Source organism: Salinisphaera sp. T5B8 (assembly GCF_040361255.1).
In the GTDB taxonomy this organism is placed as follows: domain Bacteria; phylum Pseudomonadota; class Gammaproteobacteria; order Nevskiales; family Salinisphaeraceae; genus Salinisphaera.
Window position 1 is genome coordinate 194,538 of the sequence record NZ_APNG01000001.1, and the last position, 26,789, is coordinate 221,326.

Below are 26,789 nucleotides of genomic sequence, written 5' to 3' on the forward strand. Positions count from 1 at the left end.
CGCGGCCCGCGCAGGGGCCATCTGGCTTGAACAGCTCATTCGATACGTTCCTCGATCGGTAACAGCGCCTTGACGCCGTCGAGCGTGTCAGCGTCTTCAATCCGCTTGTCGTGTCGCCAGCGCGCGATACGCGGAAAGCGTACGGCAATGCCGGACTTGTGGCGGTTGGACGCCTGGATCCCTTCAAAGTGCAATTCGAACACATGCGTCGGCTCGACCGAGCGCACCGGGCCGAAGCGCTCGCGCGTATTGCGACGAATCCAGTGGTCGACCTGGCCGATCTCTTCGTCGGTCAGTCCCGAATAGGCCTTGGCAAATGGCACCAGATTGTCGCCGTCCCAGACCGCGAAGGTGTAGTCGGTGAGCAGGTTCGAACGCCGGCCGCTGCCCGGCTGGGCATAGAGCAACACGGCATCGATCGAATAGGGGTCGACCTTCCATTTCCACCAGTCGCCGCGGGTACGCCCGACCCGATACGGCGAGCGCGCGCGCTTGAGCACGAAGCCTTCGGTGGCGAATTCGCGGCTGCGCTCGCGCAGGGCGGCCAGTTCGTCCCAGCCGGTGGATTCCACGTTCACCGATACCGCGATGCGCGTATCCGACTCGAGCCCGCCGACCAACGCTTCCAGCTTCGCGCGGCGATCCTCGATGGGCGACTCGCGAACATCGCTGCCATCGTATTCCATCAGGTCGTAGGCCAGAAAACGTACCGGGTGCTTGGCCTGCATGTTCGCCGACGGCTTGAGCCGGCCGATACGCCGCTGCAGGCGCGCGAACGGCAGCGGCCGCGGCTCGCCCTCGGCCCAGGCCAGAATCTCGCCGTCGAGCACGCAGCCGTCGGGCAGATCGGCCGCCGCGGCCTCCAGCTCGGGGAAACGCCCTTCCATCAGGTCTTCGCCGCGCGACCAGACATGACACTGGCCCTGGCGGCGAATGAGCTGGGCCCGAATGCCGTCCCATTTCCATTCCGCATGCCAGTCGCTACGGGCGCCCAGATCCGCCATCGCCGCGATCGGCGCCTGCTCGATCGGCGAGGCGAGAAAGAACGGATAGGGCTGGGCGGCGTCCTCGCCGCGATCTTCCGGGTCGATAAGGCGTTCGAAGAACTGCGGCGTGGGCCGCCAACGGCCCATCAGCCGATGGGCGATCCGGGCAGGTTCGATATCGGCTGTCTCGGCCAGCGCCCGGGTAACCAGCCGGCGCGATACGCCCACGCGAAACGCGCCGGTGAGCAGCTTGTTGAGAGTAAAGCGGGCATCGGTGGGCAGTTCCCGCCAGAAGCCGACGATGCGCGCCTTGCGGGCCTCGTCGTCCATATCCCGCAGCGGCAGGATGCGCTGCTCCACCCAGTCGTGCAGGGCGATCTCCAGGCCGGTATCGCCGGTTTCGATTTCATCGAGCAACAGGGTGACGGTTTCGGCCAGATCGCCGACCGCCGAATAGCTTTCCTCGACCAGCCACAGGGGCATGTCGATCGCCTCGGCGGTCCATTCGCGCAGTCGTGCCGAGGGGATGAGCCGCTTGATGCGGCGCCCACACAGAAACGATACCGCCCAGGCCGCATCCGCGGGCGGCGCGGCTGCGAAATAGTCGCGCATGGCCGCGACCTTGTCGTTGGTGGCCGTGCTGGCGTCCAGACGCGTGTAGAGCGCGGTAAAACGACGCACGGCTAGCGCCCATCCATGGCAAGTGACGGCACGACGATGGTGCGATTTCGACGTTGCGTACAACCTGTCATCGGCGGGTCATCGTTGCGGGAACAGCGTCTTTGCTGTCGCATCAAGGACCTGGCGAACAGCGGTTGTAGCCTGGCGTGCGGGTTGCATAACGTAGTCATTCCATTTGAAAAGCTTGCGGCGAGACGTCGGATACCGGCGACACCGTGACGGGGACTTTCGTGTATGAAAGAAGCAACCCAGCACAATCCGATATTCCAGCGTACCCAGGACTTCGGCGCTGCGCCGACCGATGTGCGCGAAACCGACCACTATCAATACGAATACGTCCACGACTTCGTGGAACGCTGGGACGATCTCATCGACTGGGACGGGCGCGCCGCCAGCGAAGGCAATTTCTTCATCGACGTACTCAAGCGTTACGGCTGCCAGTCTGTCATCGATGCGGCCACCGGCACCGGTTTTCATTCCGTACAACTACTCAAGGCCGGTTTCGAGGTCGCCAGTATCGACGGGAGCCCGCAGATGCTGGCCAAGGCCTTCGAGAACGCCCGCCAACGCGGCATGATCCTGTCCACCGTGCACAGCGACTGGCGCTGGCTGTCGCGGGACGTGGTGGGCCGTTACGACGCCATCATCTGCCTGGGTAACTCCTTCACCCATATCTTTTCCGAGCACGACCGCCGGCGCACGCTCGCCGAGTTCTACGCCATGCTCAAGCATGACGGCATTCTCATCCTCGATCAGCGCAATTACGACGCCCTGCTCGACGGCAAGGCCGTACCCGGCCACAAGTACTACTACTGCGGCGCCAATGTCTCGGCCGCGCCCGAGCATGTCGACGACGGCCTCGCCCGGTTTCGCTATACCTTCCCGGGCGACGAGATCTATCACCTCAACATGTTCCCGTTGCGCAAGGCCTATGTGCACGAACTGATGCACCAGGTGGGCTTTCAGTCGGTGACCACCTACGGCGATTTTCAGAGCAGCTACCGGGAAAGCGACCCGGACTTCTTCATCCACGTCGCCGAAAAATCCTATCGCGAAGCCGAAGCGGACCAATCGTAAGGAGCGAACATGACACAGTATTCCCAGGCCGTACGCACGGCCCAGGCCTACTACAACAGCGACGACGCCGAGAACTTCTACTCGCGCCTGTGGGGCGGCGAGGATATCCATATCGGCCTGTATGAATCCGCCACCGAGGCGGTGGTCGATGCCAGCCATCGTACCGTCGAGCGCATGTGCGCCGCACTCGGGCCCGCTCTTGACGGCGCGAGCGTGCTGGATATCGGTGGCGGTTACGGTGGCTCCGCACGCCATGTCGCCGCACGCCACAACGCCACCGTGGTGTCGCTGAATCTGTCGGAAGTGCAGAACGAGCGCGCACGTCGCAAGAACGCCGAACGCGGGCTGGACGACCGCGTGCGCGTCGTCGACGGCGACTTCGAAAACATCCCCTTCGACGACGGCTATTTCGATATCGTCTGGTCGCAGGATGCCATGCTGCATTCCGGCAATCGCGAACGCGTGCTCGACGAAGTCGCCCGTGTGCTCGCACCCGGCGGCACGTTCATCTTCACCGATCCCATGCAGGCCGATGACTGTCCCGACGGGGTGCTGCAGCCGGTGCTCGATCGCATCCAGCTCGATACCATGGGCTCGCCCGGTTTCTATACCCGCGCACTTGAACGCCGCGGCTTCACCCGCCGCGCATTCGAAGACCATACCCGCCAGATACCGCGACACTACGGCGGGATTCACGACACCCTTGTCGAGCGCGAAGACGAGCTGCGCGATTCGGCGATCTCGACTGCCTATATCGACAACATGAAAAAAGGCCTGCAGCACTGGGTGGATGCCGGCAATGCCGGCCATCTGGCCTGGGGCATCATGATTTTCGACAAGCGCTGAATCGGCCCCAGGGTGATTGTTGGTGTGTGAAACGCAGTTGGCAGAACTCAAGCAAGCAAGGTTTCCGCGAATGAACGCGAAGACACGCGAATAAGGCGAAAGACCGATCGCTCGAAGCCCAGATGGTCTGGGCACGCCGCACGGTGAATTCTGTAAATAATCGCGTACGGGCTTGATTCAGGCGCGTTCATCGTCAGCTTTGGTTGCATGAGACAACGGCCGGGCAGGCTGGCCCGGCCGGGGTCGCTCGGTTTTAACGCCCAATAACAGGAACCGCAGGCATGCAACGCTTCAAGGACAAGATCGCTCTGATCACCGGCGCCGGCTCCGGCATGGGGGCGGCCACCGCTAAACGCCTCGTCGACGAAGGCGCGACCGTCGTGCTCGTCGGCCGCACAAAAGACAAGCTCGACAAGGTCGCCAAGGATCTGCCCGCCGATCGAGTTCACGTACGCCCGGCCGACGTGGCCGACGCCGACGCGGTGAACGCGCTCGTCGACGACGTCATCGCGACCTGCGGGCGGCTCGATATTCTGGTCAACAATGCTGGCGTGGCCACCCAGAGCCGGATTACCGATACCGACGACGACACCTGGCGCAAGATCATGTCGATCAACGTCGACGGCGTCTTCCACTGCTGCCGCGCCGCCATGCCGCATCTGATCGAAAGCCGCGGCAATATCGTCAACACCTCGTCGGTGTCCGGCCTCGGCGGCGACTGGGCGATGAGCGTCTACAACGCCAGCAAGGGCGCGGTGAGCAACTTCACCCGGGCGCTGGCATTGGATCATGGCGGCGACGGGGTACGCGTGAACGCGGTCTGCCCGAGCCTGACCCGTACCGACATGGCCAGCGGCGTGTTCGAAAAGGACGACCTGCTCGACAAGTTCGCCGAGCGCATGCCGCTGGGGGCGGGCGCTGCGCCCGAAGACATCGCCGCGGCCATCGCCTTTCTGGCCAGCGACGACGCCCGCTTCATCAGCGGCGTGAACCTGCCGGTCGACGGCGGGCTGATGGCCTCCAACGGTCAGCCGCCCCAGGTCTGATACGCGCCGTGCAAACCGATCCGCCCGTGGCCACACGCGTCATCGGCGGTTACGCAGGCGATCGCGCCGCTACGGCCGATCGCCTGTTTTTTTGCACAAATCATACGAAAACATCGATTTTCGTGGTTAGCTAGCAAAAAGACGCTGCCCCTCGGGGTTGCCCGCTACTATTCGCTGGCCGCTCGCGGCGGGCGCTGCGCTCCATCTCCACCGAGTCCTGAATGGCTGAACCTGACACCCAATCCAGCGACAGCCAGCATTCGGTCGCGCTGGGCGCGAGTCCGCTGGTTAAGTGGATGCTCGTCGCATTGTTTCTCTATGCGTCCGTCTTCGTGCTGAGCCAGGCCCGCAGCTTTTTCGTACCCATCGTGCTGGCCTTTCTGCTGTCCATGGTATTCGCGCCGATTCGGCGCGTATTCGACCGGCGACGGGTGCCCGCAGCGCTGTCGTCGCTGGTGATCGTGAGCGTATTGCTGGTGAGTTTTCTGTTCGCGGTGGCCGCACTGGCCGTGCCGGCGACTGGCTGGATCGAGAACGCCCCGCGTATCGAACAACGCATCGAACAACAGCTGGCCGATATCGCCGGCCCCTTCAGCGCCATCTTCGAGGCCAACGAAAAGCTGCAGTCCATGACCCGCAGCGACACGCCGGACGTTCAAACGGTGGAAATCGAAGGTGAAAGCGCAGCAACCCAGGCCGCGCTGCTCGCCCCCAACGTAATCGCCCAGTTCGTGTTCACGATGGTGCTGCTGCTGTTTCTGCTCGCCTCGGGCGACATGTTCTACGAAAAGCTCGTACACGTGATGCCGAGCTTTCGCGACAAACGCCGGGCCGCCCAGATCGCCCACGATATCGAGCGCAAGCTCTCGCGCTATCTGTTGACCATCACCACGATCAACGCCGGTCTGGGCGTCGCGGTCGCGCTGACGATGTGGGCATTCGGCATGCCCTATCCGGCCGTGTTCGGGGTGATCGCCTTCCTGTTCAACTTCATCCCGTATCTCGGCGCGCTTGGCGGGATTGCGATCGCGGCGATGATTGCGCTCATCACCTTCGACTGGGTGGGCTGGGCACTGATCGTTCCGGGCGTCTATTTCGCGCTCACCACGCTCGAGGGCCAGATTGTCACGCCCTATTTCGTGGGCCGCAGCCTGCGTCTGAATACGGTCATCGTATTCATCACGGTCACGTTCTGGGCCTGGCTGTGGTCGGCGGTGGGCATGATCGTGGCACTACCGCTGCTGGTTACTATCAAGACCCTGTGCGAGCACATCGAAGCGTTGCACAATCTCGGTGATTTCCTGTCCGAACGCCATGCGGAACTCGACGACGTTCGACAGGCGCCGCCACCAGAGCACTGACGCGCCGGCCGACCCGGCCCGCACTGGCTGACGGCGCCCCGGCTATCGCTACGCCGTCTGGTCGAGCCCGGCGTTGTTCTTGTCGAACACCCGATCGGCGCGATAGGAGCTGCGTACCAGCGGCCCGGAGACGACTTCCAGGAAACCGCGCGCCAGGCCCCACTGCCGATACTTGGCGAAATCCGCCGGCGGCACATAGCGCTCGACCGGCAGATGGTTCACGGTCGGGCGCAGATACTGGCCGAAGGTGACGATATCGACACCAATCGCGGCCAGATCGTCCAGGGTCTGTGCAATTTCGTCTTCGGTCTCACCCAGGCCCAGCATGACGCTGGTCTTGGTCAGCACATTCGGGTTGTGCTTCTTGGCGTGTTCGAGCACATCCAGCGTCTGGCGATAACCGGCCCGCGCATCGCGTACGACATGGGTGAGGCGTTCGACCGTTTCCACGTTCTGGGCGAACACTTCAAGCCCGGAATCCACCACCTTGTCGACATGTTCGGCCACGCCGCGGAAATCCGGCGCCAGCGCTTCCACGCGTACGTTGGGCGTGCGTGCCTTGATCGCCTTCACGCAGTCGGCATAGTGCTGGGCGCCGCCGTCGGGCAGATCGTCGCGATCCACCGAGGTGAGCACGATATAGTTCAGGCCCATGATCTCGACCGAATCCGCGCAGTGCTCGGGTTCCTGCGCATCCAGCCAGCCGCGCGGGTTGCCGGTATCCACCGCGCAGAAGCGACAGGCGCGGGTACAGGTATCGCCCATGATCATGATGGTCGCGGTGCCGTGGCTCCAGCACTCGCCGATGTTCGGGCACATCGATTCTTCACAGACCGTGGCCAGCTTGTGCTCGCGCACGTTCTTCTTGACCGCCTGATAGGTGTCGCCCGTGGGCAGACGCGCGCGCAGCCAGTCCGGCTTGCGCCCGATCGGCACGGCCGCGGCGTTCTTGTTCGCCTTCATGCCGTTCTTGATCGCCCGCGTGCCATTGGGCTTTTGCACCTTGGTGCCTGTTACTACGGGAATGCCTTTGAAATCGCTCATGCCGTCGTCGACCGTCGTTCGTACTGTGTCGTTGACCGGCCCCGATGATAACACCGCGCCCGGGCGCGCCGCGGTTGCGGCACTCAACCTCACACGGCGGGCGCCGATAACCGTTGCAAGAGCGCCGCACGATACGAGCGGCTGCATTCGCATATCGGTCAGCCGACGTACAGCCACCACGCTGCTATGATCGCGCCGCCGCACGCCTGGATACCGGGCGCGGCGATCTTCTACGTGTCTGCAAGCGAGTCCCGTGGCCAGCCAAACCGTTGCCAGCGACAGTCCCGACGCCAGTCCGGTCGAACAGTATTTCACCCGGCTGCTCAACAGCCGCGCGGGCCGTATCGCCTATCGCTACCGTCGGCTGTTGCCGGTGGCCTCCTTCGCCATGGGCGCGGGCAGTTTCTTTCTGGTCGAACGCCAGGCCGCGCTGGCGCAATGGGTCACCGCGCTCATGCTGCTCGGCTGGCTGGCGCTGTTGTTCGAAGGGCTGCTGTGTCGCCTGCTCGCCCGTTATTTCGGCGAACGTATTCCGCAGGCGGCCGTGCGTTTTGCGGCCCAGTGCCTGCACCAGGAAACCCTGTTCTTCGTCCTGCCGTTCTTTCTGGCCACGACTACCTGGCTGAGCGGCCAGGCGCTGTTCACCGGCCTGTTGATCGTCGCCGCCGCCGCGTCGACGATCGATCCGATCTACTTACACGGCATCGCCGAGCGCCGCTGGCTGTTTCTGGGTTTCCACGGTTTCACCCTGTTCGTCGCCCTGCTGACTGCCGGCCCCATCATGCTGTCGCTGACCACTGGCGAAAGCGTGGCCATCGCTTCGGTGGCCATGGGCGTATGCGCTTTGCCCAGCTTCAATGACGCCTTGCAGGCACGCCAGTGGTGGCGCTGGCTGCTGCTGGCCGCGCTCTCCGTGGCCCTCGGCGGCCTCGCCTGGTTCGGGCGTTTCTGGATTCCGCCAGCCACCCTGCGCGCCACCGATATGGCCATCACCCTGCAAGTGGATGTCGATAACCGCCAGCCCGGCCACGATCGCGCGAACTTCTCGGCAGACGAACTCGCCGCGGACGGGCTGTATGCCTTTACCGCCATCGCCGCGCCACGCGGACTGCAACAACAGGTGCTGCATGTCTGGTCGCACGACGGCAAGGTCGTCGACCGAATCCCGCTCGAGATTACCGGTGGCGGCCCGGAAAACGGTTATCGCGCGTGGAGCCATAAGCTCGCCCTCGGCGACGACCCGAGCGGCCACTGGCGGGTGACGGTCATCACCGACGATGGTCAGATGATTGGTGCACGGCGGTTTACGGTGAAGTGACGCATAGATCGCGTGCCTGCCAGACCCACGTGAAACACCGCGGTGCGCGTCGCGCTGTTGCAAAAACAGTCCGCAAATGAACGCCAAACGCGCAAATGATAGGTGGCGATTCAACCATCACCGAACGAAGGGCGTAGGTGGATCGGCCAGCGCGATCCACCAAAGAACCCAGCCCGCCGGGCCGATTGGAACGGGATAGTTCAACCCAGTCAAGAAACCCATTCCCTGTTGGTTTACGGCGTGCCGCGCCAAGCCAAACGACGTAGCCGGCGCTCGCTAAAGGCCACATTTTTTGTAGGTCGAATTAGCCGAAGGCGTAATCCGACAAGAACATAGCCAACCACACTGATGCCGGCATGCAGGCGTCGCGACTCACCACGACGGGTTACGTGCCGTATTCGAGCCCCGTTTGCGCGAACGAGACGCGCAGTGCCCACCCATAACCCGGGCGTCTTTTCTTTTGGCTGCTTTTCGTTGGGACGCGCAACCAAAAAGTGCCTCGCGCTGCGGCGTGCAACGCTGGGTTAGCCGAACTCTAGCTTGGCGAAAGACGCGTGGCATGAACCCGCCAAGCACGCCCACACGCAATGATTAAACAATCCGCGCCCGCGACAACCGCTCCACCAACGCCTCGAGCCCGGCCAGATTGCGCGCTGGCGCACATATGTCGACATGCGGTGATTCATGCTGCGCCCCCAGCGCGGTACTGAAAAAGCGCGGATGCCCCATCAGCGGATCGAGCCAGATGATGGCCCGGCAACGCCCGCGCAGGCGTTTGAGCACGGCCTGCAGCCGTTCCGGCTTGTCGCTGTCCCAGCCGTCGGAGACGATCATCACCACCGTATTGCGATCGAGCTGCTGGTCGGCAAACCGATGCATGAAAGTTTCGAGCGCGCTGGCAATACGCGTTCCGCCGGCCCAGTCCTCGACGCACTCGGGCAGACGCGCCAGCCCGGCTTCGACCGAGGCCGAGCGCGCGAGCGTCTCGGTCACCCGCGACAATTGCGTGCTGAACACATAGCTTTCCACCGCCCGAAACACGCGCGCAAACGCATGGATGAAACACAGAAAGAAGCGACTGTAGGCATCCATGGAATAACTGACATCGGCAAATACCACCAGCCGCGGGCGCTCGCGCGGACGATAACGCCGGCGCAGCTTAAACACTTCGCCGCCGTGGGCGATGGCCGCACGCAGGCTTCGCCGCAGATCGATCACGCCCTGCGAGCGCGCGCGCCAGCGCCGGGCCGCGCGTCGCGCTAGTTGGTGGCCGAGCGTGCGGATGAGCCGTTCCATGGCCTCGCGCTCATCGGCGCCGATCGCCGCCAGATCGGTCTGCATGGCCTGCCGCGCAGCACTGGCGCCGGTGTTGGCGTTTTCGCTTGGGTCACTGTCCGAGGTGGTCGTTTTTGCGGGGGCGGGCTCGGCGTCGCCGACGCCATGGGCCTTCTGGTTGCCTGTCTGGTCGTCGTCAGCGTCCGCTTGCTCGGCGACTTCCGTGGGCCGGGCGTCGAAAAATTCGGCGAAAACCGTATCGAACCGGGCACGGTCTTCAGGGGTCTTGGCCAGACAGGCCCGTAGCAGGCGGGCGAAATCCGCGCGCGGCTGCATCGGGGTGCGCGCGAGTGCGGCCAATGCATCGGCGCTTTCGGCCGGGCTGACGGTGACGCCCGCATGGCGTAGTTGTTGAACGAACGCGGTCACGACACGCGCGAGCGACCAGTCGTTCATTGGCTGCGGCGATAGTCTTCCAGGCGTGCGCGCATGGCATCGATATCGGCCGGGTCCTTGAACAGGGCGCCGAGCGTGGCGGTGATACGCGCATCATCCAGGTCGGTGGCACCGATTTCGATGAGCGCGGCCGCCCAGTCGAGTGTTTCGGCCAGACCCGGCGTCTTGGCCAGATCCTGTGTTCGAGCCCAGGCGAGGAAATCGGCGATGGCCTCGGCCAGACGCGTATCGATGCCGGGCAACCGGCTTTGCAGCACGGCCAGCTCCTTGGCCCGATCCGGATAGTCGATCCACAGATACAGACAGCGCCTTCGCGTGGCCTCGGCCAGCGCCCGGGTGCGGTTGCCGGTGATCACCACCAGCGGCGGGGTGTCGGCGCGTACCGTGCCGTATTCGGGAATACTGATCTGCCAGTCCGACAGGATTTCGAGCAGAAAACTCTCGAAGGCTTCGTCGGCGCGATCGAGCTCGTCGATGAGCAATACCGGCGGCGGACTGTGGCGAAGCGCCGCCAGCAGCGGGCGTTCGAGCAGAAAACTGTCGGAATAAAGATTATCGCGCAGGCTGTCGGTGGAGACACCCGCGGCTTCCTGGACCCGGATTTCCAGCAGCTGGCGCGGATAATCCCATTCATACAGCGCCTGGGCGGCATCCAGGCCTTCGTAGCACTGCAGCCGGATCAGGCGGGTATCGACCGCGGCCGCCAGGGCCTTGGCGATTTCGGTCTTGCCGACGCCGGCCGGGCCTTCCACGAGCAACGGCTTGTTCAGCGCGAGCGCGAGATACAGCGTCATGCGCAGTTCGCCGTCGCTGACATAGCCCTGGCCCGCGAGCGCGGCGTCGAGTGCCTCGGGGCTGGCAAAGCGCGTGGGCGCGCTCATAGATCGGTGTGGGCTTGCTCGTCGTGGTCGTCGATCACGCCGTCGTTGATCAGCGCGAGTGCTACCACTCGGGCATACAGCGATTCGCGCAGCGTGCGCGGGCGTTGCAGATCCATGCGTTCGAGATAGGGCTCGGCGCTGGCCGGCAAGGTGGCCAGACGCGAGGCATGCCGGGCAAAGCTCGACAAGGTCTTGCCGTGCGAGCCGCCCTGCAGTTTCTTGAGCGCGCCGATGAGCGCACGCTCGACCTCTGTGAAATCGCTGCCATAGGGATAGGCCGCAAAACGCCCCTTGTGTTTTTCCGGGGCGAACAGCCGGCGCAGATGATCCGGCGTGTTGTTACGTGCATGCGCGGGAATCTGATAGTCGCGGCGCAGCTTGCCGGCAGAAACCGCAGCACTGCGCAGCTCATCCTGGAACCGGGCATCGGCGATTTCGATCATGGCGATAGCGACTTCCTCGTCGGTCTTGCCGCGCAGATCGGCCGCGCCGTATTCAGTGACCACGATATCGCGCAGATGGCGCGGAATGGTGGTGTGCGCATAGTGGGCCACGATATTGGACTCGGGCCCGTCCGAGGACTGGCGTACCGCGCGTACGCAGATGATCGAGCGTCCGTCTTCGAGCGCGTGCGCCTGGGATACGAAGTTGTACTGTCCGCCCACGCCGGAGATGACCTGGCCGTTTTCCAGCCCGTCGGAGGCGATGGCACCGGCCAGCGTGGCCTTGATGGCGGTATTGACGAAACGCGAGTCGCGCCGCTGCACGCGCCGCAGGGCTTCATTGCCGTAGAGCTCGTTGATCTGGCCGACGCTGGTCATGTGAAACAGCTCGCGCTCGTCGTCGTCGAGGTCGTGCAGCGCCTGATAGAAGCTGTTCGGCCCGAGAAAGAAACCGCCATGCACAAGCGTCGCGCCCTTGAGCCGATCGCCCAGACAACGCGATGCCATCGCCTCGCGCGCGGTTGGGTCGTCGAGATCGGCCGCGATCGGCTCGCCGCCATCGCCGGCGTCCAGCTTGCGCTCGGCATAGCGCACATCGGCATGAAACACGCCGATGTGCTTGAGCCGGGCCACATCGTCGGCGTCGAGCTGGGCCCGAATCGCGCCACTGTCGTGCAGCGCGTTGAGCGTATTCGCGTCCACCGTTTCGCCAATGCGCCCGGCATCCAGCAGACGCTGGATATCGATATCGTCATACACGGCACGCGAAATCACGCCGGCGCGATACATCTGGATATAGGCATCGACGAGCATTTCGGTGCAGCCGTAGAGCCCGCGCTCGAATACGTCTTCGCCGCCGATCGCCTCGGCCAGCTCGCGTTCATGCGCACTGCGGGCGAGCCGGTCGATCAGCACACGGTAGTCGTCGTTGTGGTTATGGCGCAGATCGCAGCAATAGGCGATGGCGTCGGAGAGCGAACCGATGCCGATCTGCAGCGTGCCGCCATCGGCAAGCAGACTCGATACGCGCAGACCGATCGCATAATCGGCATCGGCAACGGGCATGGCCGGTGCGCCAAAGGGTTTGAAGGTGGCGGCCTCGCCTTCGAACACCGCATCCGCCAGCGCAGCGTCCACCAGCGCGCTACGCGTCATCATCGGCATGCGCTTGTTGAGCTGGCCGACCACCCAGATCGGCTCGCCGCGTTCACGCATGGCCTCGACCACGGGCATGAGATCGAGGGTGACATCGGTATTGCTGGATAACGAGAACTGACTGTCATCGGGGCCGGGCGCGCCCATCTGCATGAGCACGTTCACCCCGGCGTTGATCAGATCGCGCGCCACGTGCGTGTAGTTGACCGAGCGATAGTGGCGCTGGGCGTTGTCGTTACCCAGCATCGCCCCCGGCTGAAAGAAGAATTCGGAGATCGTGATGTTGTCGGGCACGCTGCCCGCGTTGAGATCACGTACATAATCCAGGCCCGGATAATCCTCGAACACGCGCTCGACGATCGGATCCATGATGCGGCGTTCGAGTTCGCTGCCGGCCTGGGGCACATCCAGTGACAAGGCAGTAAGAATCTGCAGATTGATCGATGGATCGGCCTTGGCGCGCGCGTAGAGCGCATTGAGCAGCGTCGCCGGCTTGCCCAGGCCCAGCGGCGCACCGACATGAATATCGTGGCCGACGGTTTCGATCAGCCAGTCGATGGTGGCTTCGGCATCGGTGAATCGCTGCGGTCGGTCGCTCATCGCATGCTCCTCGGCATTGGAATCGCACAGCGGCCTTCGCCATGCTCGATTCGTTATGACTTGTAATTATCGCCTGTACTTATGACGTGTTACGGCGCCCATATCGATCAACATATTCCTGCGGCACCTTCACCTGCAGCGCTGCCGGGTGGATCCGAAATGTCGCCGGTGTTTCGGTGAGAATCTCGCCGTCGGTATTGATGGGCATGGGCTTGTCGGTATCGACTTCGAATTCGGTGCCTTCGAGCAACTGCACGCCCTGAATCGACTTGTCCGGCCCGCGTACCAGCGCCGGCAGCATGCCCACGAGCTTGGCCAGCGGCTGCGGCTCGAGGCTGTAGAGATCGAGTCGGCCATCGTCGAGCGCGGCATCGCTGGCCACCGCCAGCCCGCCGCCGAAATAGCGGCCATTGCCGACGGCCAACTGGATCGAATGCAGACGATGGGTTTCGTCGCCGCAACGCACCACCGCATCGAAGGGCTCGGTATCGCGATAGGCCTGGAACACGTTGGAGGCATAGCCGAACGAGCCGAACCATTTCTTGGCCGCATCCGAACGATATTCGCAGGCCCGCACGGCCAGGCCCACGCTGGCGACGTTGACGAAATACACGTCGTTGCACTGCCCTAGATCCACGCCGTGGCTCACGCCTTCCACCACATTGCGACAGGCCGCTTCGAGCTCGGTGGGGATCAGCAGCGTACGGGCAAAATCGTTGGCCGTGCCCAGCGGCAGGACACCCATCGGACGTTCGGCGCGCATGACCGCAGCTGCCGCGAGATTGAGCGTACCGTCGCCGCCGCCAATGACGATGATATCCACGTTCGGCGCATGCCGATCGATCTCGGCGGCTACGTCGTCAGGTTCCTGAAATTTGCCGAGGGTAATCTCGACATCGAGCGCTTCGAGTGCGTCGCGGGCCGCCTGGGCGTTGGCTTCACCCTGGCGGGATTTGCGATTGATCAGCAGTAGGGCGCGCAGAATCTTCACCGATTGCGAATTGTCGAGCCGACAGCGTAAGTGCGCCCCGGGGCAAGCGCAATCCGCAAAAACCGCAGGCTGGCGTGGAACACTTATCTAAGCCAAGATCGGATGCAAATTCAACAACCCATTCCGTCATGCAAAGTCTTAGCGAACGAATGATTGGCGCCGCCAAGCTGCACGCGCCAACCTACGAGGAAGTCGAACACGATCGCGGTGCCACCGGCCAGGCCGCGCTGATTGTCGTACTCGCCTCCCTGGCTGCGGGCATCGGTGCGATCGGCGGCGGCGGGATCGGCTATCTGCTGCTCAATGCTGTCGCGGCCCTGCTCGGCTGGCTGATCTGGGCGGCGCTGATCTGGGCGATCGGCACCAAACTGCTACCGGAAGCCCAGACCGAGGCCGATGTAGGCCAGCTGCTGCGTACGCTCGGTTTTGCGGCCACCCCTGGACTGCTGCGTATTTTCGGCATCATCCCGGTGATCGGCACGCTGGTGGTGTTCGTGGTGTCGATCTGGATGCTGGCCACGACGGTCATCGCCGTACGTCAGGCACTGGATTATCAAAGCACCCTGCGCGCCGTGGGCGTGTGTATCGTCGGCTGGTTGATCCAGTTGCTGATTCTGGGCCTGTTCGTGGGCTCGGCGGGGCTTAGCGGCACCGCACCGGGCATGTAAGCCGGCCCTTGGCTTCAGGCGGCCGTGGCGACACCTCGCCCGGCCGCTTTTTTGTCTGGTGACACCCCGCCCCGCTGTTCGGCGGTGGCGGCGGCATCGAAATAACAGTCGAGCAGGCGCAGTTGGCGGGCGGCCGTGTCCGCCTGGACCAGATCCATATACAGCACAGCCGATGCCCGACGGCGTTCGTGCAACCAGCCGATATGCTTGCGCGCTACGCGCACGCCCTGCTGCTCGCCGTAGAAATCGTGCAGCTGTTCGATCAGCCCGAGCAATAATTCCCGCTCGTCGGCCAGACTCGGCGGCGCCGGCGTGATGCCGGTGGCCCGTTCGAGCGCGATTTCGCGAAACAGCCAGGGCCGACGACAGGCCGCACGGCCGATCATCAGCCCGTCCGCGCCGGTGGCTGCGAGCACCGTACGGGCCTTGGCCGGCGAGTCGATATCGCCGTTCGCCCACACCGGAATCGATACCGCGCGCTTGACCGCGGCGATGGTGTCGTACTCGGCCGTGCCGGTGTAGTGCTGATCGCGGGTGCGCCCGTGCACCGCCAGTGCTGCGATACCCGCCTGCTCGGCACGCCGGGCGATGGCCACGGCATTACGCCGGTCCGCGCTTACGCCGGTTCGCATTTTCAGGGTCACCGGCACATCGACGGCATTCGCCACGCCATCGAGAATTGCGGCCACGCGGTCTTCATCGGCCATCAATGCCGAGCCCGCGGCCTTGCGGCAGACCTTCTTGGCCGGGCAGCCCATATTGATATCGATGATATGCGCGCCTTCGTCGGCGTTGACCTTCGCCGCATGCACCAGATCGGCGACATCGCCGCCGGCGATCTGCACGATACGCGGCGCCGGTTCGCCGTGCTGATCCAGACGCAGCCGCGACTTGCGCGTGCCCCGCAGTTCGGGGCGGGCCGAGACCATTTCCGCGGTCGTCACGCTGGCGCCGAGGCTGCGACACAGCGCCCGGAACACGCGATCGGTCACGCCGGCCATGGGCGCAGCCGCGAGCCCCTGCGCGAATGTATAACCAGCGATACGCATGCCCCATAGTCTAGGGAAGCTCTGCACAACCTGTCACGGTCGCGCCGGAGCGCTTTGCGCGTGGCGGGCCGACAGAGGCGCAACGTAGCGTGCTGGTTGCACGGTGCGCGTGCCTTGACGCCGACCAGGCGCGCGCAAAGCCGGCGGCCCCTGCGGGGTTCGGCCTCACAGACGCCGCGGCTTCGTTGCCAAGCTTGACCTGCCAATAAGGCAGGCGCTGCGCTTGGACGCCTTGCCGCACCGTCTGTGAGGACTCGAACGCGATCCGCGAGAGGTTATGCGACAGATTCCCTAGTCACCGAAGCAGGTTCGTAGAAACATGTTATTTTCGGTTATCGGCTCATTTGCATTCTCGCCTTCGATGAACAACGCCACGTTCCGTTTCGCCACCGTATTCACGGCCCTCGTGCTCTCGCTGAGCCTGCTCGCCGGCTGCTCCGAAACCCCGCAGGAGAAATACGACAACGCCGTCGAACAGCTCAAGGAAGCGCGCGAGTCGCGCAACGAAGCCCAGGAAGCGCTCAACGACAAGAAAGAAGAGCTTCAGGAACTCCAGGCCAACCTCAACGAAGCGGAAGCCGAACTCAAGAAGGCGCGCGACAAGGTCGCCGCGGCCTCGGAGGCCGTGAACAAGACGGTCAACGATCAGGTGCTCTTCCGCACTATCCAGCGCGACGTGCTCAACGAAAAATCGTTCGACAAATCCGCGATCTCGGTGGGCGTGAAAGATCGTGTCGTCACCCTGACGGGCGTGGTGCCGGACGAGGAGACGCGCGAGCTGGCCTTGAAAAAGGCCCGTTCGCAGGCCGGTGTGGAAGACGTGATCGACGAGCTCGAAATCCAGGACGAAGACGGCAAGCCCAAGGCCCCGTCGGCTGACGCCGCCTCGACGCCCAAACAGGCGCAGCAGCAGCCCGAGCAGGACAAGTCGAACCAGTCCAGCCCGGACCAGCCGAAGGCGAAAGCGAAAGCGAAAGCGCAGCAACAGGAACAGAATCCATCCGAATCCGATAATGCTGCTCAGGACAACAGCGGCGACGATCAGAACGAACCGAAGCAAAAGCCCAAGCAGCAGGCACAGCCGCAACCGGATGCCCAGGGCGATACGCCCAAGCCGCCCATGGCCCCGAACGACGGCGGCGGCTCGGCCGCAGCCGGCGCGCACAGCGCCCACGGCGCCGCGGTTTAAGCCATGCTCGCGGCCGCCTTCTGGTTATTGCTCGTCGCCGCACTGGGCGGGCTGACGATGGCGGCGCTCGACGGCGCCACACGCCCGCTTCGCATCGGTCACGGTGCGATATCGGGCGTGGGGCTGCTCTGCCTGCTCATCGGTGCATTCATGCACCCGGGCGTGCTCGTGTGGAGCGCCTTCGCGCTGGTAGCGATCGGCTTCGCCGCCGGGGCGGTGTTCTTCGGCCTGATTTACCAGCATCAGGCGCCGCCGCGATTTCTCATCATCGGCCACGGCGCGCTCAACGGCCTGGGCGTGCTATTGCTCGGCATTCAGGTGTTTGGCTAGCCGATCATTCGGCATCGAGCGTATCGGCCTGTTTCTGAAAGGGCCGGATACGGCGGGCAGCGCCGAGCTCCGAACGCACGTGCCCGAACAACCCCTTGCGCAATGACATCCGCCAGTCCGGCTCCAGGCCACGCCCGAGGCGCATGAGCTGCATGTAGTACCAGCCCATCTGGGAAAAGATATTCAAAAAGCGTAGTGCCGACACCGACGATCGCGGCCCGAACAGACCACGGCCATAGGCCAGTTCCGCGCCGGGATCTTCGGCCTGCCGGGTGGTGCCATCGAACAGGCGCGCGACGAAATTCGGATCCACACACAGGGGCCGGCCCAGGCCGATGAGGTCGGTATCGCCACTGTCCAGCGCCTCGACCATGGCATCGCGCGAACGAAACCCGCCGGTCACCATTAACGGCATACGCGCCACTTTGCGGATCAAGGCCGCATATTCGAGGAAATAGGCCTCGCGCGCACGCGTGCTTTCACGCGGGGCGTCGGCCTGGCGCTGATCGCCGCTATGCCCGAGCAGGCGCGGCTGTTCATAACTGCCGCCGGAGATTTCCAGCAGATCGATGCCACAGTCGTTGAGCCAGCGCACCACGTCGATGCACTCGGCGTTGGTGAACCCGCCTTTTTGGAAATCCGCCGAGTTGAGCTTGACCCCGATCGCGAATTCCCTGCCGACCGCGGCGCGTACCGCACGCACCACCGCCAGCAGCAGGCGCGCTCGATTTTCCAGACTGCCGCCGTATTCGTCCTTGCGGCGGTTGGTCACCGGCGAGAGAAATTCGCTGAGCAGATAGCCATGGGCGCTATGAATCTGGACACCATCGAAGCCGGCATCGCGGGCGATCGTCGCGGCGGCCACGAAACGCTCGATCACGCTATCGATGCCGCGCTGGGTGAGCGCGCGCGGCCGACGATAGGCTCCGAGTAGTTTCAGGCCCACCGGCGACGGCGCAACCGGTCGCGGCGTGCAATACAACGGCGCCTGGCGCCCGGCATGCGACAGCTGCATCCATACCCGGCTGCCGCCGTGCTGGGCGGCCGCAGCCCAACGTGCGAGCGCGTCGCGGTCGGCATCGCCGTCGATCACGACATTGCCGGGGCGCTCGAGATCCCAGCGGTCGATCTGCACATTGCCGGTAATCAACAGCCCCGCGCCGCCATGCGACCAGCGCCGATAGAGCGTTTCCAGCGCGGGCGTGGCATTCATGCGCGCATCGGCCAGGCCCTCGGTCATCGCCGCCTTGGCGATCCGATTGGCCAGGCGCTGGCCGCAGGGCAATATCAGCGGTTCGCGCAGACGGGCAACCGGATCGACAGCAGTTTCGGGCATCACAGCATCGCGTCAGAAATCGTTTTGCGAGCATAGCCCGCCTAGGAATCTGTCGCATAACCTCTCGCGGCTCGCGTTCGCCCTGAAAAGACTTTCAAGGTCAAAGGCGTTGCGACAAGGCGTCCGAGCGCAGCGCCTGCCCCAGGAAATCAACGATGGGCAGGTCAAGCTCGGCAACGCCGTCGCGGCACATTTGAGGCCGAACCCCTTCGGGGCCGCCGGCTTTGCGCGTGCTTGATCGGCGTCAGTGTTCACTACCGTGCGACTTGTTATCGGCTTGGGCACGCTACGCGCTCACTTGTCTGTCGATCGCACGCAAAGCACACCGGCGCGACCGCGACAGGTTATGCAGAGATTCCGTAGCAGCCAGCGCGACTTAAGTCGCAGGCGCGGCCGCGCTCTCCGGCTCCCAGAGCGCGAGCGCGCTGTCGATGGCATCGCGCTCGATCAGCGGCGTGCGCGCGGTCGCCGCGCTGATGAACGCCGTTTCCATGACGCGTTCGAGCGAGCGCGCATTGCCACGCCAGGGGCAATTGCAAAGCGCCTGCCAGGCGGCATGGCTTAGGCCGGCGGGCGCCTGCCAGGTCGTCGAGCGCGTGCGCATGGTGTCCAGGGTGGCAGCGACGATCGCGATCAGATCTTCGCCGCGCGCGCGTAGCGACGGCAGATAGACCGGTTGCGCGGCCAGGCGCGCCGGCAATTCCGCGGGCATGGCAGGCAGGGGGCGCGCTGCAGCAGGCGTCGCCGCGAACACCAGCGCACAGTCGAGCGGCTGTTTGGCGGCGGCCCCGTGCGGCAGATATTCGCCGCTATCCAAGGCCTCGTCGAGCACATCCGCCAACCCGTTCGCCCGGCCCTGGAATGCATCGATAAAACACACACCCGTGCGTGCCTGGGCCAACGCGCCGGTACGCGACTGGGCTGCGGTCACCTCGCCGCACAGCAGGGCTTTCAGCGCTGGCGTATCTCCGACTTCGGCGGCCAGATTGAGCTTGATGAACTCTCCGCGGCCCCGACACAGATAATAGAAATAGGCCATCGCACTCTTGCCCACGCCCGGCTCGCCCAACAGGCCGATACGCGCCACATGGTTTTCTGCCAGTTCCGCGACATAGCTCATCGCTGCCTGCCACGCCGGGCTCAGGCAGAAGAAATAGCGCTCGTGAGCGCCTTGTGCCTGCGCGGCGCCCGGCACGGCAATCACGCTGGGCTCATGCACAGCCTCGAGATAATCACCGAGCTGGGACACCAGCACGTTGGGATCGCGATCGACGATCAGACGCAGACCGTCGATCTCGCCACCGGCGGCCGCGCGCATGAGCCAGCCGCCAAACAGCGTGAGACGGTCCGGCGACAGGCCCACCACCAGCACCGGCCGGCCGTCGCCGCGCCGTGCGCGCGCATCGCGGACCTGCCGCGCCAGCGCTTCGAGCGCGTCCACCTCGGGATAGAGTGCAAAAACCGCGGCCACCTCCGGCAGCTCATCCAGCGCATCGGCCAGCATCAGGCCTTGCCGGGGGGCGATGGCTTGCTCGATACGCTCACGCAGCGCACGGTTATCCTTGATACGCGCATCTACATGCACGGCCACACGCGCCTGGCCCGTCGGCCCGGCGTGTACGCCCTCGTTCCTACGGGCTTCGAACATGAGCTGTTCTCCGGCAACTGCGCGATGGCCCCGATCGTATCGCGACTCATGAGTACAGGCGATTGTCGTTCCCGCGACAGGCGAAAACCTACCGCGCGAGCCGGCCTGGTGGCGATACTGCTGGTCGCGGCCCTGGCCGGCTGTCGCGCCGCGGACAGCCCCCAGGCGCGCTTTGACGACTATCTTACCCGGCTGGCGCGTACGCTCGAGCGCGATCTGCCAGCGGCAACGGCCACGCCGCGCAGCCTGTATCCGCCCCGGCGCGCACTCGCACAACCCGTACAGACCCCGCGTACCGGCTGGATCGGTTTTTTCCAGCTGCATCGTTGTGGCCTGGTGAACCTGATTTCCGAGCGCAACAGCATTCTCGGCCGGGTCGCCCCGCCCCAGGCGCGTCTGGCCTATGAATCCCGGCTACTGGCTGGCCTCATCCGCTGCCGTGCCGGCTTCGATGGCGATACCGAACACGACGCACGCGAATTCGTCGCCCGTCTGGATCGGCTGATCGCGCTCAAGCGCCAGGCACGCGGCGCCATCATCTGGAATCAGACGATGGCCAGCGCGCCCATGGCGCATCTGTTCAGTATCGCCGGCGACAATGCCGGGCTCGAACCGAGCCTGGCCGGGCGCAGCGCTCGCGCGGCACTCACCCGACTGACGGCAGCCATGGCCGACATGCAGGCCGAACGCGTGGTCAGCGAAGACACGCTCGTGGGCGTGTATGAAACCCTGGATGCCAGCGAATACGGCGGCGCCCTGCAGATCGCCGCACTGCAGGCCGCGGCGGCCCTCGAACGCGCCAGCCAGCTGATCGAAACCCGGCTGAACGAACGGCCGCTATGCTTCAACCATCGCCCGAACCGCCGAGCCCGGGTGCTGCATACGATCCTGGTGGAGATCTACGGTCCACGGGTTCAGGCTTATCTGGCCGATCTGGTGCGGGCCGGCCGCCTCTGGCGCGAGACGGTCAATGCGCTGATCGATCGGCAACGCGTGACCTTACCGCCCGAATTCACGCGCTATCGCGCGCGTACGCTGAGCACGCAGACCGGCATATGGGCGCGCCTGGATCAGGCCATCGAAAACCATACCGAGCACTGGCAACAGGCGATGCGCCAGTGCGATCTGATGCCCGCACGCTAGGGCCTGTGGTCGCGGGATATGTCATCCCATGCCCGTGCCGGGCGTGTCAGGCAAGGCGCGGGCCGCCGATGCGACGGCTTATCTCGCGGCGATAAGCCCTAGTCCAGCAGCCGCTGGGCCGGCTCGATCGTACGCTGAGCCGGCTCGACAGCTCGTCGTGCGGGTTGAACCGTACGTCCGTTGTCGCGCCGCGTATGTGCGTCGTAGCCGGGGCGCGGATCACGGTGCGGGTGATGGTCGCGATCACCACGCCCCGATCCCCAGCCGTAAACACCCGGGGCCGCCGGCGCGCCGTTATGCTCGAACACCCGGCCCCGTCCGCCATAGCCGGGCCCATAGCCATAGCCGCCATGACGCCCGTATCCATAGCGCGGATAGACCGGCTGTATCGGGGTTTCGTATTCCTCGTAGCGAAAACCGCTCGACGGGCCGTAAACTTCGGTGCGCCGCTGGCTGTTATAACTGCCGAACGGCGTCGAACGCTGCTGCTGATCGATAATGACGATTCCGGAATTATCGGCCGCGGCCGCCGTGCCGGCGATCGCCAGCATCAGCACACTGGCGGGCGTGATAAAGCGTGGCCAACCCATGTCGAACCTCCTGGCCGCAAAACACGGCACTTTGTTCATACGAGCATGCGCGCGCGGGCGTGAATCGGCCATGAATACCTGCCACCGGCAGCTATGCAGACCGGCCCGGCCAAGTCAGAATTAAGCATGCGTTCAGCGCCTGAAGCCTAAGTTCAGCACGACGCTAGGGGACATGCATCATGACACCGATTATCACGCCGCTCCGAACCCTTGTCGTCGCCGGCCTGGCGGCGGCTTGTCTGTTGGTCGCCGGTTGCGCGAGCAACCCGAAACCGCAGGTCGATCCTATTTTTCAGGCCGTACCCGGCGGCCAATACGACTGCTACTACCAGAACGACGACCGCAACGTCGCCGTCAAGGGCGCCACCAGTACGGCCGGTCAGGCCATCATCGGTGGCGCAGCCGGCGGCCTGCTGGGCAACCAGATCGGTAGCGGTTCGGGGCGTGATATCGCCACCGGCCTGGGCGCACTCGCCGGCGCAGGCGCGGGCGCCTGGAACGCGCGTCGGATGGAAAACAACCGCCTCAACGATTGCCTGCAACGCAGCGGTAACCCCGGAAACAATACGTCTTCGGGTTTCCGCAGCAGTTTCTAGCACGGGCTGATCCCGAGCTCTATCGCAATGCGCCACTACGCGATCGACCCCGATACGGCCTGGGCCGGCCTGCGTCTGGCCGTGGCACTGCTGGTGCTTCTGACCTGCCCGATTGCCCTGGCCCAGTTCGGTAGCGACGCCCTGCGCGCACCGCTGGCCGAAGGCGCTGGCCCGGGCCGCAATGCCGCGCGCGATGTCGCGGGCGATGAATCACGCCCGCCGCCCAATGTGGCGCCGGCGGAGGCCGCCCGACGTGCAGCGCGCGAATATGGCGGACGCGTACTCAACGTGGTGCTGGAAGACGGCCCCGGCGGGCCCTACTATCGGGTAAAACTCCTGGATGGCGGACGTGTACGCATCGTGCATGTCGAGGCCCGCCACTAGCCCACGAACAATACGATTGACCCTATGCGAGCACTGGTTATCGAGGACGATGTCGATCTGCGCGAACAGATCTGTGCGCAGTTGCGCGGCGACGGCTTTGCCGTCGATGCGACCGGCGAAGGCGAAGAAGGCCTGTTCTTTGCGCTGGAGTACCCGGTGGATATCGCCATCGTCGATCTCGGCCTGCCCGGGCCGACCGGGCTGGATATCATTCGCGAGGTTCGTGAAGCCGGCCTCGATTATCCGGTGCTCATTCTCACCGCGCGCAGCCGCTGGCAGGACAAGGTCGAAGGCCTGGAAACCGGCGCCGACGATTATGTGGTCAAGCCTTTCCAGCCGGAAGAACTGACCGCGCGTATCCAGGCGCTGGTACGGCGTTCGCGCGGCTGGGCCCAGCCCAAGCTGGAATCCGGCGATATCGTGCTGGATACGGCCCGCCAGGAAGTTTTCGTGGCCGGCGAGTCGGTCGAGCTGACCGCCTATGAATATCGCGTACTCGAACATCTGATGCTGCACGCGGGCGAAGTAGTGTCCAAGACCGCGCTGACCGAGCATATCTACGAGGAGAACGCCGAACGCGACTCCAACGTGATCGAGGTCTTCGTGCGACGCCTGCGCGCCAAACTCGACCCCGAGGGCTCGCGCAAGCCCATCGAGACCCTGCGCGGGCGCGGCTATCGCCTGGCACGGGATCCCCGTACGGCGACCAACGACAGCGCGTCGCAACCGTGATGAATTCACTGCGGGCGCGGCTGCTGGCCGCGACCGCGGTACTTCTGCTGGCCTTTATCGTGCTCACTGGCGTGGCGCTGGAAACCGCGGTGAGCGAGCGCGCCGACCAGGCCGAGCACGACCGACTGCAGGGCTTGAGCTATGCCCTGCTGGGCAGCGCCGAGATCACCGAGGACGGCGGCTTCAAACTCGCCCCGCGGGTGTTGCCGGAATCCGATCTCACCCGGCCCGATTCCGGCCTCTATGCCATGGTGCTGGATGAAAACGGCCAGTCCATCTGGCGCTCGCCCTCGCTGCTGGAGCCGCTGAGCCTGGACAGCCTGCCGGCCGTGGGTGAATGGCAGTTCATGCGCATCTACCCCGACGAACGCGGCACGCTGATCACCCTGTCCTTTGGTTTTCGCTGGGTCACCGATGCCGGCACCGATTATCGCTATACCCTCGTGGTTGCCGAGGATGCGCATACATTCGTCAAGCAGATGCAGCGTTTTCGCGGCGTGCTCTGGACGCTGCTGAGTGCTGCGGCGCTGATCCTGCTGATCGTGGAATTGCTGATCCTGCGCTGGGGGCTGGCGCCGCTGCGTCGGCTGGCGCGCAACCTGGCCAACCTCCAGGCCCACGAAAAACGCCGTATCGAAGGCCGCTACCCGGACGAAATCCAGCCGCTGGTGAGCAACCTCAATACCATGCTCTCCAACGATCAGGCCCGCCTGACACGCTATCGCAACGCGCTGGGCGATCTGGCCCACAGCCTGAAAACGCCGATGGCGGTACTGCGCGGCCTGGCCGAGGACGAGCGCCTGGACGAAAGCCAGCGCCACGGCCTGCGCACCCAGCTGGCGCGCATGAACGACATTCTCGACTACCAGCTGCAAAAGGCGGCCGCGGCCGGCAAGCGCAGCCTGGCGGTGTCGATTGCCATCGCGCCGGTCGCCGAGAAGCTCGCGCGCGCACTCACCAAGGTCTATGCCGAACAGGGCACCCGTTTTCGGGTGCATATCCCGGCCTCGGTCAAGGCGCCCATCGACGAGGGCGATCTGACCGAACTGCTGGGCACGCTCATGGACAATGCGGCCAAGTACGGCGATGGCGAAGTCGACGTACGCGCCGAAACCCGGGGCAGCGATCTCTATCTGCAGATCGACGACAACGGCCGCGGCTTTGGCGACGGCTCGACCGAACGCCTGCTCGAACGCGGTGTACGTGCGGACACCAGTCGTGAAGGCCAGGGCCTGGGTCTGGCAGTGGCCGCCGAGATCGTGCGCTCCTATACCGGCGATATCACCCTCACCCACTGCGAAAAAGGCGGGGCGCGCGTGGAGATCGTACTACCGGCCGGGTGATACGATGACGGGCTGGCCGGTGCCCGGCCGCGACGCGCGATCGCGCCCACGCGCCGGGCTGGCCTCTTTTTGACGATCAACCGATATATGCCGCATGGATAAGCCCGATACCGCCCGCCGTCTCGACCCCGAGCAACTCGACCCCGATGCGCTCGACCCGCGCACCTATCACCGGGTGATCGGCCCGGCGCTCAAGATCGCGGCCAACGTCGCCGCCAAACGCGGCCATCCCACGCTGCACGACGACATGCCGGCGATGCTTGCCCTGGTGGAAATGGTCACCCGTCTGGCGGATCTGTTCGGCGAACACTATCCGGCGGCTGCAAAAGAAGAGCCGATGCTCGAACACGCCGCCACCGGGGCCTGTGTGATGGTCTTCCAGCAGGCAAAGCTGCCGGCCGACGCGATTGGCCAGTGCCTGGCCGCGCTGGAAACCGCCTATCGCCAGCTCTATGAACACGATGTGCTCGACGAAGCGCGCCCGTTCATCGCTATGGCCTGGGAGCATCTCGAGGACGAACAGCGCGACGAGGCCGAAAAATGTCTGCAACAGGCCACCGAGCGCACCATCGCCGCGATCGAAGCCTGGCAGACTCAGGTGCACTGATCATGCGTGGGCGCAGGGCGCTGAAGCTGGCCGCGGTGTCGGCGCTGGCCCTCGCGCTCGCCGGCTGCGTGGTGATCTCGCCGTTCGGTAGCCGCGGCAATGCCCTGCACGAAACCACCGTCCAGGGCCAGGGCGATACCAAGATTCTGTGGCTGCCCATTTCGGGTTTCATTTCCGATGCGCCCGCGCAACGCGCGCTCGGACTCGTGCAGCAGCCGTCGACGCTGGCTACGGTCAGCCGCGCGCTCGACAAGGCCGCCGAGGACGAGGATATCGGCGCGGTGGTATTGCGTATCAACAGCCCGGGCGGAACGGTGGCCGCCGCCGACGAGATTCATGCGCGCATTGCGCGCTACCGACGCGATAGCGGTGTCCCGGTCATCGCCAGCTTCGGCGGTGTAGCTGCTTCCGGCGGCTATTACGTGGCCACTGCGGCCGATACGATCATCGCCCAGCCAACCTCGATCACCGGCTCGATCGGCGTGATCATCCCCGGTGTGAATGCCAGCGAATTGCTCGACAAGCTGGGCGTGGACAACGCCAGTTACGTCAGCGGCAAGCACAAGGACATCATGTCGCCCCTGCGCAAGCCCACGCCTGAAGAACAGGCGATCGTCCAGAACGTCATCGATTCGCTATTCGCGCGTTTCGTGGCCGTAGTCGAAGCGGGCCGGCCCAACCTCGATCGCGCGCATTTCGACGAAATCACCGACGGGCGGATTCTGGCCGCCGACGACGCCCAGCGGCTCGGCCTGGTCGACGAAATCGGCCATATCGATGATGTGCTCGCGCTGGCCCGTGATCGTGCCGGTGTGGAGTCGGCCCGGGTGATCCGCTACTACCAGGGCCGCAGCGCGCCCAACTCGATTCTTTCGGAAGCCGCGACCGCCGGCGGGCTGAGCCTGCGGGCAGCCGGGCTGCCCGTGGATCTGTCGTTCGACAGCCAGGCCACGCTGCAGCCGCTCTATCTCTGGCAGCCGGCCACGGCGCGCTAGCCGCCTGTTCGGCCGGCCC

General features: G+C 64.7%; 25 protein-coding genes. 15 read left to right on the forward strand and 10 right to left on the reverse strand.

Annotated features, from left to right (window positions below; all coding sequences use genetic code 11):
• Positions 1 to 35: 35 nt before the first annotated feature.
• Positions 36 to 1,667: an ATP-dependent DNA ligase gene (locus T5B8_RS00910; protein WP_353175403.1), complete on the reverse strand. Its 1,632-nt coding sequence runs from the start codon at positions 1,665 to 1,667 to the stop codon at positions 36 to 38.
• 234 nt (positions 1,668 to 1,901) lie between these two features.
• On the opposite strand from T5B8_RS00910, the gene T5B8_RS00915 reads away from it, so the two are divergent.
• The 4 genes from T5B8_RS00915 to T5B8_RS00930 all read left to right on the forward strand — a co-directional run bounded on the left by T5B8_RS00915 (position 1,902) and on the right by T5B8_RS00930 (position 5,997).
• The gene (locus T5B8_RS00915; RefSeq protein ID WP_353175405.1) at positions 1,902 to 2,744 is read left to right on the forward strand and encodes a glycine/sarcosine N-methyltransferase; all 843 of its coding nucleotides are present in this window, start codon (positions 1,902 to 1,904) and stop codon (positions 2,742 to 2,744) included.
• Positions 2,745 to 2,753: 9 nt separating this feature from the next.
• Positions 2,754 to 3,590 (forward strand): methyltransferase domain-containing protein, encoded by an 837-nt coding sequence (locus T5B8_RS00920; RefSeq protein WP_353175406.1) that lies wholly within the window; start codon positions 2,754 to 2,756, stop codon positions 3,588 to 3,590.
• A gap of 281 nt (positions 3,591 to 3,871) precedes the next feature.
• Positions 3,872 to 4,636: a meso-2,3-butanediol dehydrogenase gene (gene budC / locus T5B8_RS00925; RefSeq protein ID WP_353175408.1), complete on the forward strand. Its 765-nt coding sequence runs from the start codon at positions 3,872 to 3,874 to the stop codon at positions 4,634 to 4,636.
• Positions 4,637 to 4,857: 221 nt separating this feature from the next.
• Positions 4,858 to 5,997, forward strand: a complete 1,140-nt coding sequence (locus tag T5B8_RS00930; RefSeq protein ID WP_353175410.1) for an AI-2E family transporter — start codon at positions 4,858 to 4,860, stop codon at positions 5,995 to 5,997.
• Between the two features lie 48 nt (positions 5,998 to 6,045).
• Here the strand turns inward: T5B8_RS00930 and lipA are convergent, their stop codons facing one another.
• Positions 6,046 to 7,041 (reverse strand): lipoyl synthase, encoded by a 996-nt coding sequence (lipA, locus tag T5B8_RS00935; RefSeq protein WP_353175412.1) that lies wholly within the window; start codon positions 7,039 to 7,041, stop codon positions 6,046 to 6,048.
• 253 nt (positions 7,042 to 7,294) lie between these two features.
• On the opposite strand from lipA, the gene T5B8_RS00940 reads away from it, so the two are divergent.
• A complete protein-coding gene (locus T5B8_RS00940; protein ID WP_353175414.1) occupies positions 7,295 to 8,359 on the forward strand; it encodes a DUF5924 family protein in 1,065 nt (354 codons plus the stop codon).
• A gap of 591 nt (positions 8,360 to 8,950) precedes the next feature.
• On the opposite strand, the gene T5B8_RS00945 is transcribed toward T5B8_RS00940, so the two are convergent.
• The 4 genes from T5B8_RS00945 to T5B8_RS00960 form a co-directional block, all read right to left on the reverse strand.
• A complete protein-coding gene (locus T5B8_RS00945; protein ID WP_353175416.1) occupies positions 8,951 to 10,090 on the reverse strand; it encodes a vWA domain-containing protein in 1,140 nt (379 codons plus the stop codon).
• On the reverse strand, positions 10,087 to 10,971 hold the full coding sequence (locus T5B8_RS00950) for an AAA family ATPase (RefSeq protein WP_353175418.1): 885 nt from the start codon (positions 10,969 to 10,971) through the stop codon (positions 10,087 to 10,089). Before T5B8_RS00950 ends, T5B8_RS00945 begins: the two co-directional genes overlap by 4 nt.
• Complete coding sequence (locus T5B8_RS00955; protein ID WP_353175420.1) at positions 10,968 to 13,169, reverse strand: acetyl-CoA hydrolase/transferase C-terminal domain-containing protein; 2,202 nt, start codon at positions 13,167 to 13,169, stop codon at positions 10,968 to 10,970. The genes T5B8_RS00950 and T5B8_RS00955 overlap by 4 nt, the downstream gene beginning before the upstream one ends.
• Positions 13,170 to 13,248: 79 nt before the next feature.
• Positions 13,249 to 14,160 (reverse strand): lipid kinase, encoded by a 912-nt coding sequence (locus tag T5B8_RS00960; RefSeq protein WP_353175421.1) that lies wholly within the window; start codon positions 14,158 to 14,160, stop codon positions 13,249 to 13,251.
• Between the two features lie 128 nt (positions 14,161 to 14,288).
• Between T5B8_RS00960 and T5B8_RS00965 the strand changes: the two genes are divergently transcribed.
• A complete protein-coding gene (locus T5B8_RS00965) occupies positions 14,289 to 14,828 on the forward strand; it encodes a YIP1 family protein (RefSeq protein WP_353175422.1) in 540 nt (179 codons plus the stop codon).
• Positions 14,829 to 14,842: 14 nt separating this feature from the next.
• Here the strand turns inward: T5B8_RS00965 and dusB are convergent, their stop codons facing one another.
• Positions 14,843 to 15,877 carry a tRNA dihydrouridine synthase DusB gene (dusB, locus tag T5B8_RS00970; protein WP_353175423.1) on the reverse strand — a complete coding sequence of 345 codons (1,035 nt, stop codon included), beginning with the start codon at positions 15,875 to 15,877 and terminating at the stop codon, positions 14,843 to 14,845.
• 361 nt (positions 15,878 to 16,238) lie between these two features.
• On the opposite strand from dusB, the gene T5B8_RS00975 reads away from it, so the two are divergent.
• Together T5B8_RS00975 and T5B8_RS00980 are read left to right on the forward strand one after the other, a co-directional pair.
• Positions 16,239 to 17,066: a BON domain-containing protein gene (locus tag T5B8_RS00975; RefSeq protein ID WP_353175424.1), complete on the forward strand. Its 828-nt coding sequence runs from the start codon at positions 16,239 to 16,241 to the stop codon at positions 17,064 to 17,066.
• Between the two features lie 3 nt (positions 17,067 to 17,069).
• Entirely contained in the window at positions 17,070 to 17,396 is a 327-nt protein-coding gene (locus tag T5B8_RS00980) for a hypothetical protein (RefSeq protein ID WP_353175425.1), read from the forward strand.
• Positions 17,397 to 17,400: 4 nt separating this feature from the next.
• Here T5B8_RS00980 and T5B8_RS00985 read toward each other — a convergent pair whose 3' ends face one another.
• Positions 17,401 to 18,732: an NADH:flavin oxidoreductase/NADH oxidase family protein gene (locus tag T5B8_RS00985; protein ID WP_353175426.1), complete on the reverse strand. Its 1,332-nt coding sequence runs from the start codon at positions 18,730 to 18,732 to the stop codon at positions 17,401 to 17,403.
• A gap of 376 nt (positions 18,733 to 19,108) precedes the next feature.
• Entirely contained in the window at positions 19,109 to 20,380 is a 1,272-nt protein-coding gene (locus T5B8_RS00990) for an AAA-type ATPase lid domain-containing protein (protein WP_353175427.1), read from the reverse strand.
• 108 nt (positions 20,381 to 20,488) lie between these two features.
• On the opposite strand from T5B8_RS00990, the gene T5B8_RS00995 reads away from it, so the two are divergent.
• Complete coding sequence (locus T5B8_RS00995; protein ID WP_353175428.1) at positions 20,489 to 21,523, forward strand: DUF3080 family protein; 1,035 nt, start codon at positions 20,489 to 20,491, stop codon at positions 21,521 to 21,523.
• A gap of 98 nt (positions 21,524 to 21,621) precedes the next feature.
• Here the strand turns inward: T5B8_RS00995 and T5B8_RS01000 are convergent, their stop codons facing one another.
• Positions 21,622 to 22,113, reverse strand: coding sequence for a hypothetical protein (locus tag T5B8_RS01000; RefSeq protein WP_353175429.1), 492 nt, complete (start codon positions 22,111 to 22,113; stop codon positions 21,622 to 21,624).
• A 179-nt stretch (positions 22,114 to 22,292) separates the two neighbouring features.
• Here T5B8_RS01000 and T5B8_RS01005 point away from each other — a divergent pair, with 179 nt between their 5' ends.
• The 6 genes from T5B8_RS01005 (at position 22,293) to sppA (ending at position 26,770) form a co-directional block, all read left to right on the forward strand.
• A complete protein-coding gene (locus tag T5B8_RS01005; RefSeq protein ID WP_353175431.1) occupies positions 22,293 to 22,709 on the forward strand; it encodes a glycine zipper 2TM domain-containing protein in 417 nt (138 codons plus the stop codon).
• 27 nt (positions 22,710 to 22,736) lie between these two features.
• Positions 22,737 to 23,093: a PepSY domain-containing protein gene (locus tag T5B8_RS01010; RefSeq protein ID WP_353175433.1), complete on the forward strand. Its 357-nt coding sequence runs from the start codon at positions 22,737 to 22,739 to the stop codon at positions 23,091 to 23,093.
• Between the two features lie 24 nt (positions 23,094 to 23,117).
• Positions 23,118 to 23,825 carry a response regulator transcription factor gene (locus T5B8_RS01015; protein WP_353175435.1) on the forward strand — a complete coding sequence of 236 codons (708 nt, stop codon included), beginning with the start codon at positions 23,118 to 23,120 and terminating at the stop codon, positions 23,823 to 23,825.
• Positions 23,825 to 25,168: an ATP-binding protein gene (locus T5B8_RS01020; RefSeq protein WP_353175437.1), complete on the forward strand. Its 1,344-nt coding sequence runs from the start codon at positions 23,825 to 23,827 to the stop codon at positions 25,166 to 25,168. The genes T5B8_RS01015 and T5B8_RS01020 overlap by 1 nt, the downstream gene beginning before the upstream one ends.
• Positions 25,169 to 25,262: 94 nt before the next feature.
• Positions 25,263 to 25,775 carry a hypothetical protein gene (locus T5B8_RS01025; protein WP_353175439.1) on the forward strand — a complete coding sequence of 171 codons (513 nt, stop codon included), beginning with the start codon at positions 25,263 to 25,265 and terminating at the stop codon, positions 25,773 to 25,775.
• Between the two features lie 2 nt (positions 25,776 to 25,777).
• Positions 25,778 to 26,770 carry a signal peptide peptidase SppA gene (gene sppA, locus T5B8_RS01030; protein ID WP_353175441.1) on the forward strand — a complete coding sequence of 331 codons (993 nt, stop codon included), beginning with the start codon at positions 25,778 to 25,780 and terminating at the stop codon, positions 26,768 to 26,770.
• Positions 26,771 to 26,789: the final 19 nt, after the last annotated feature.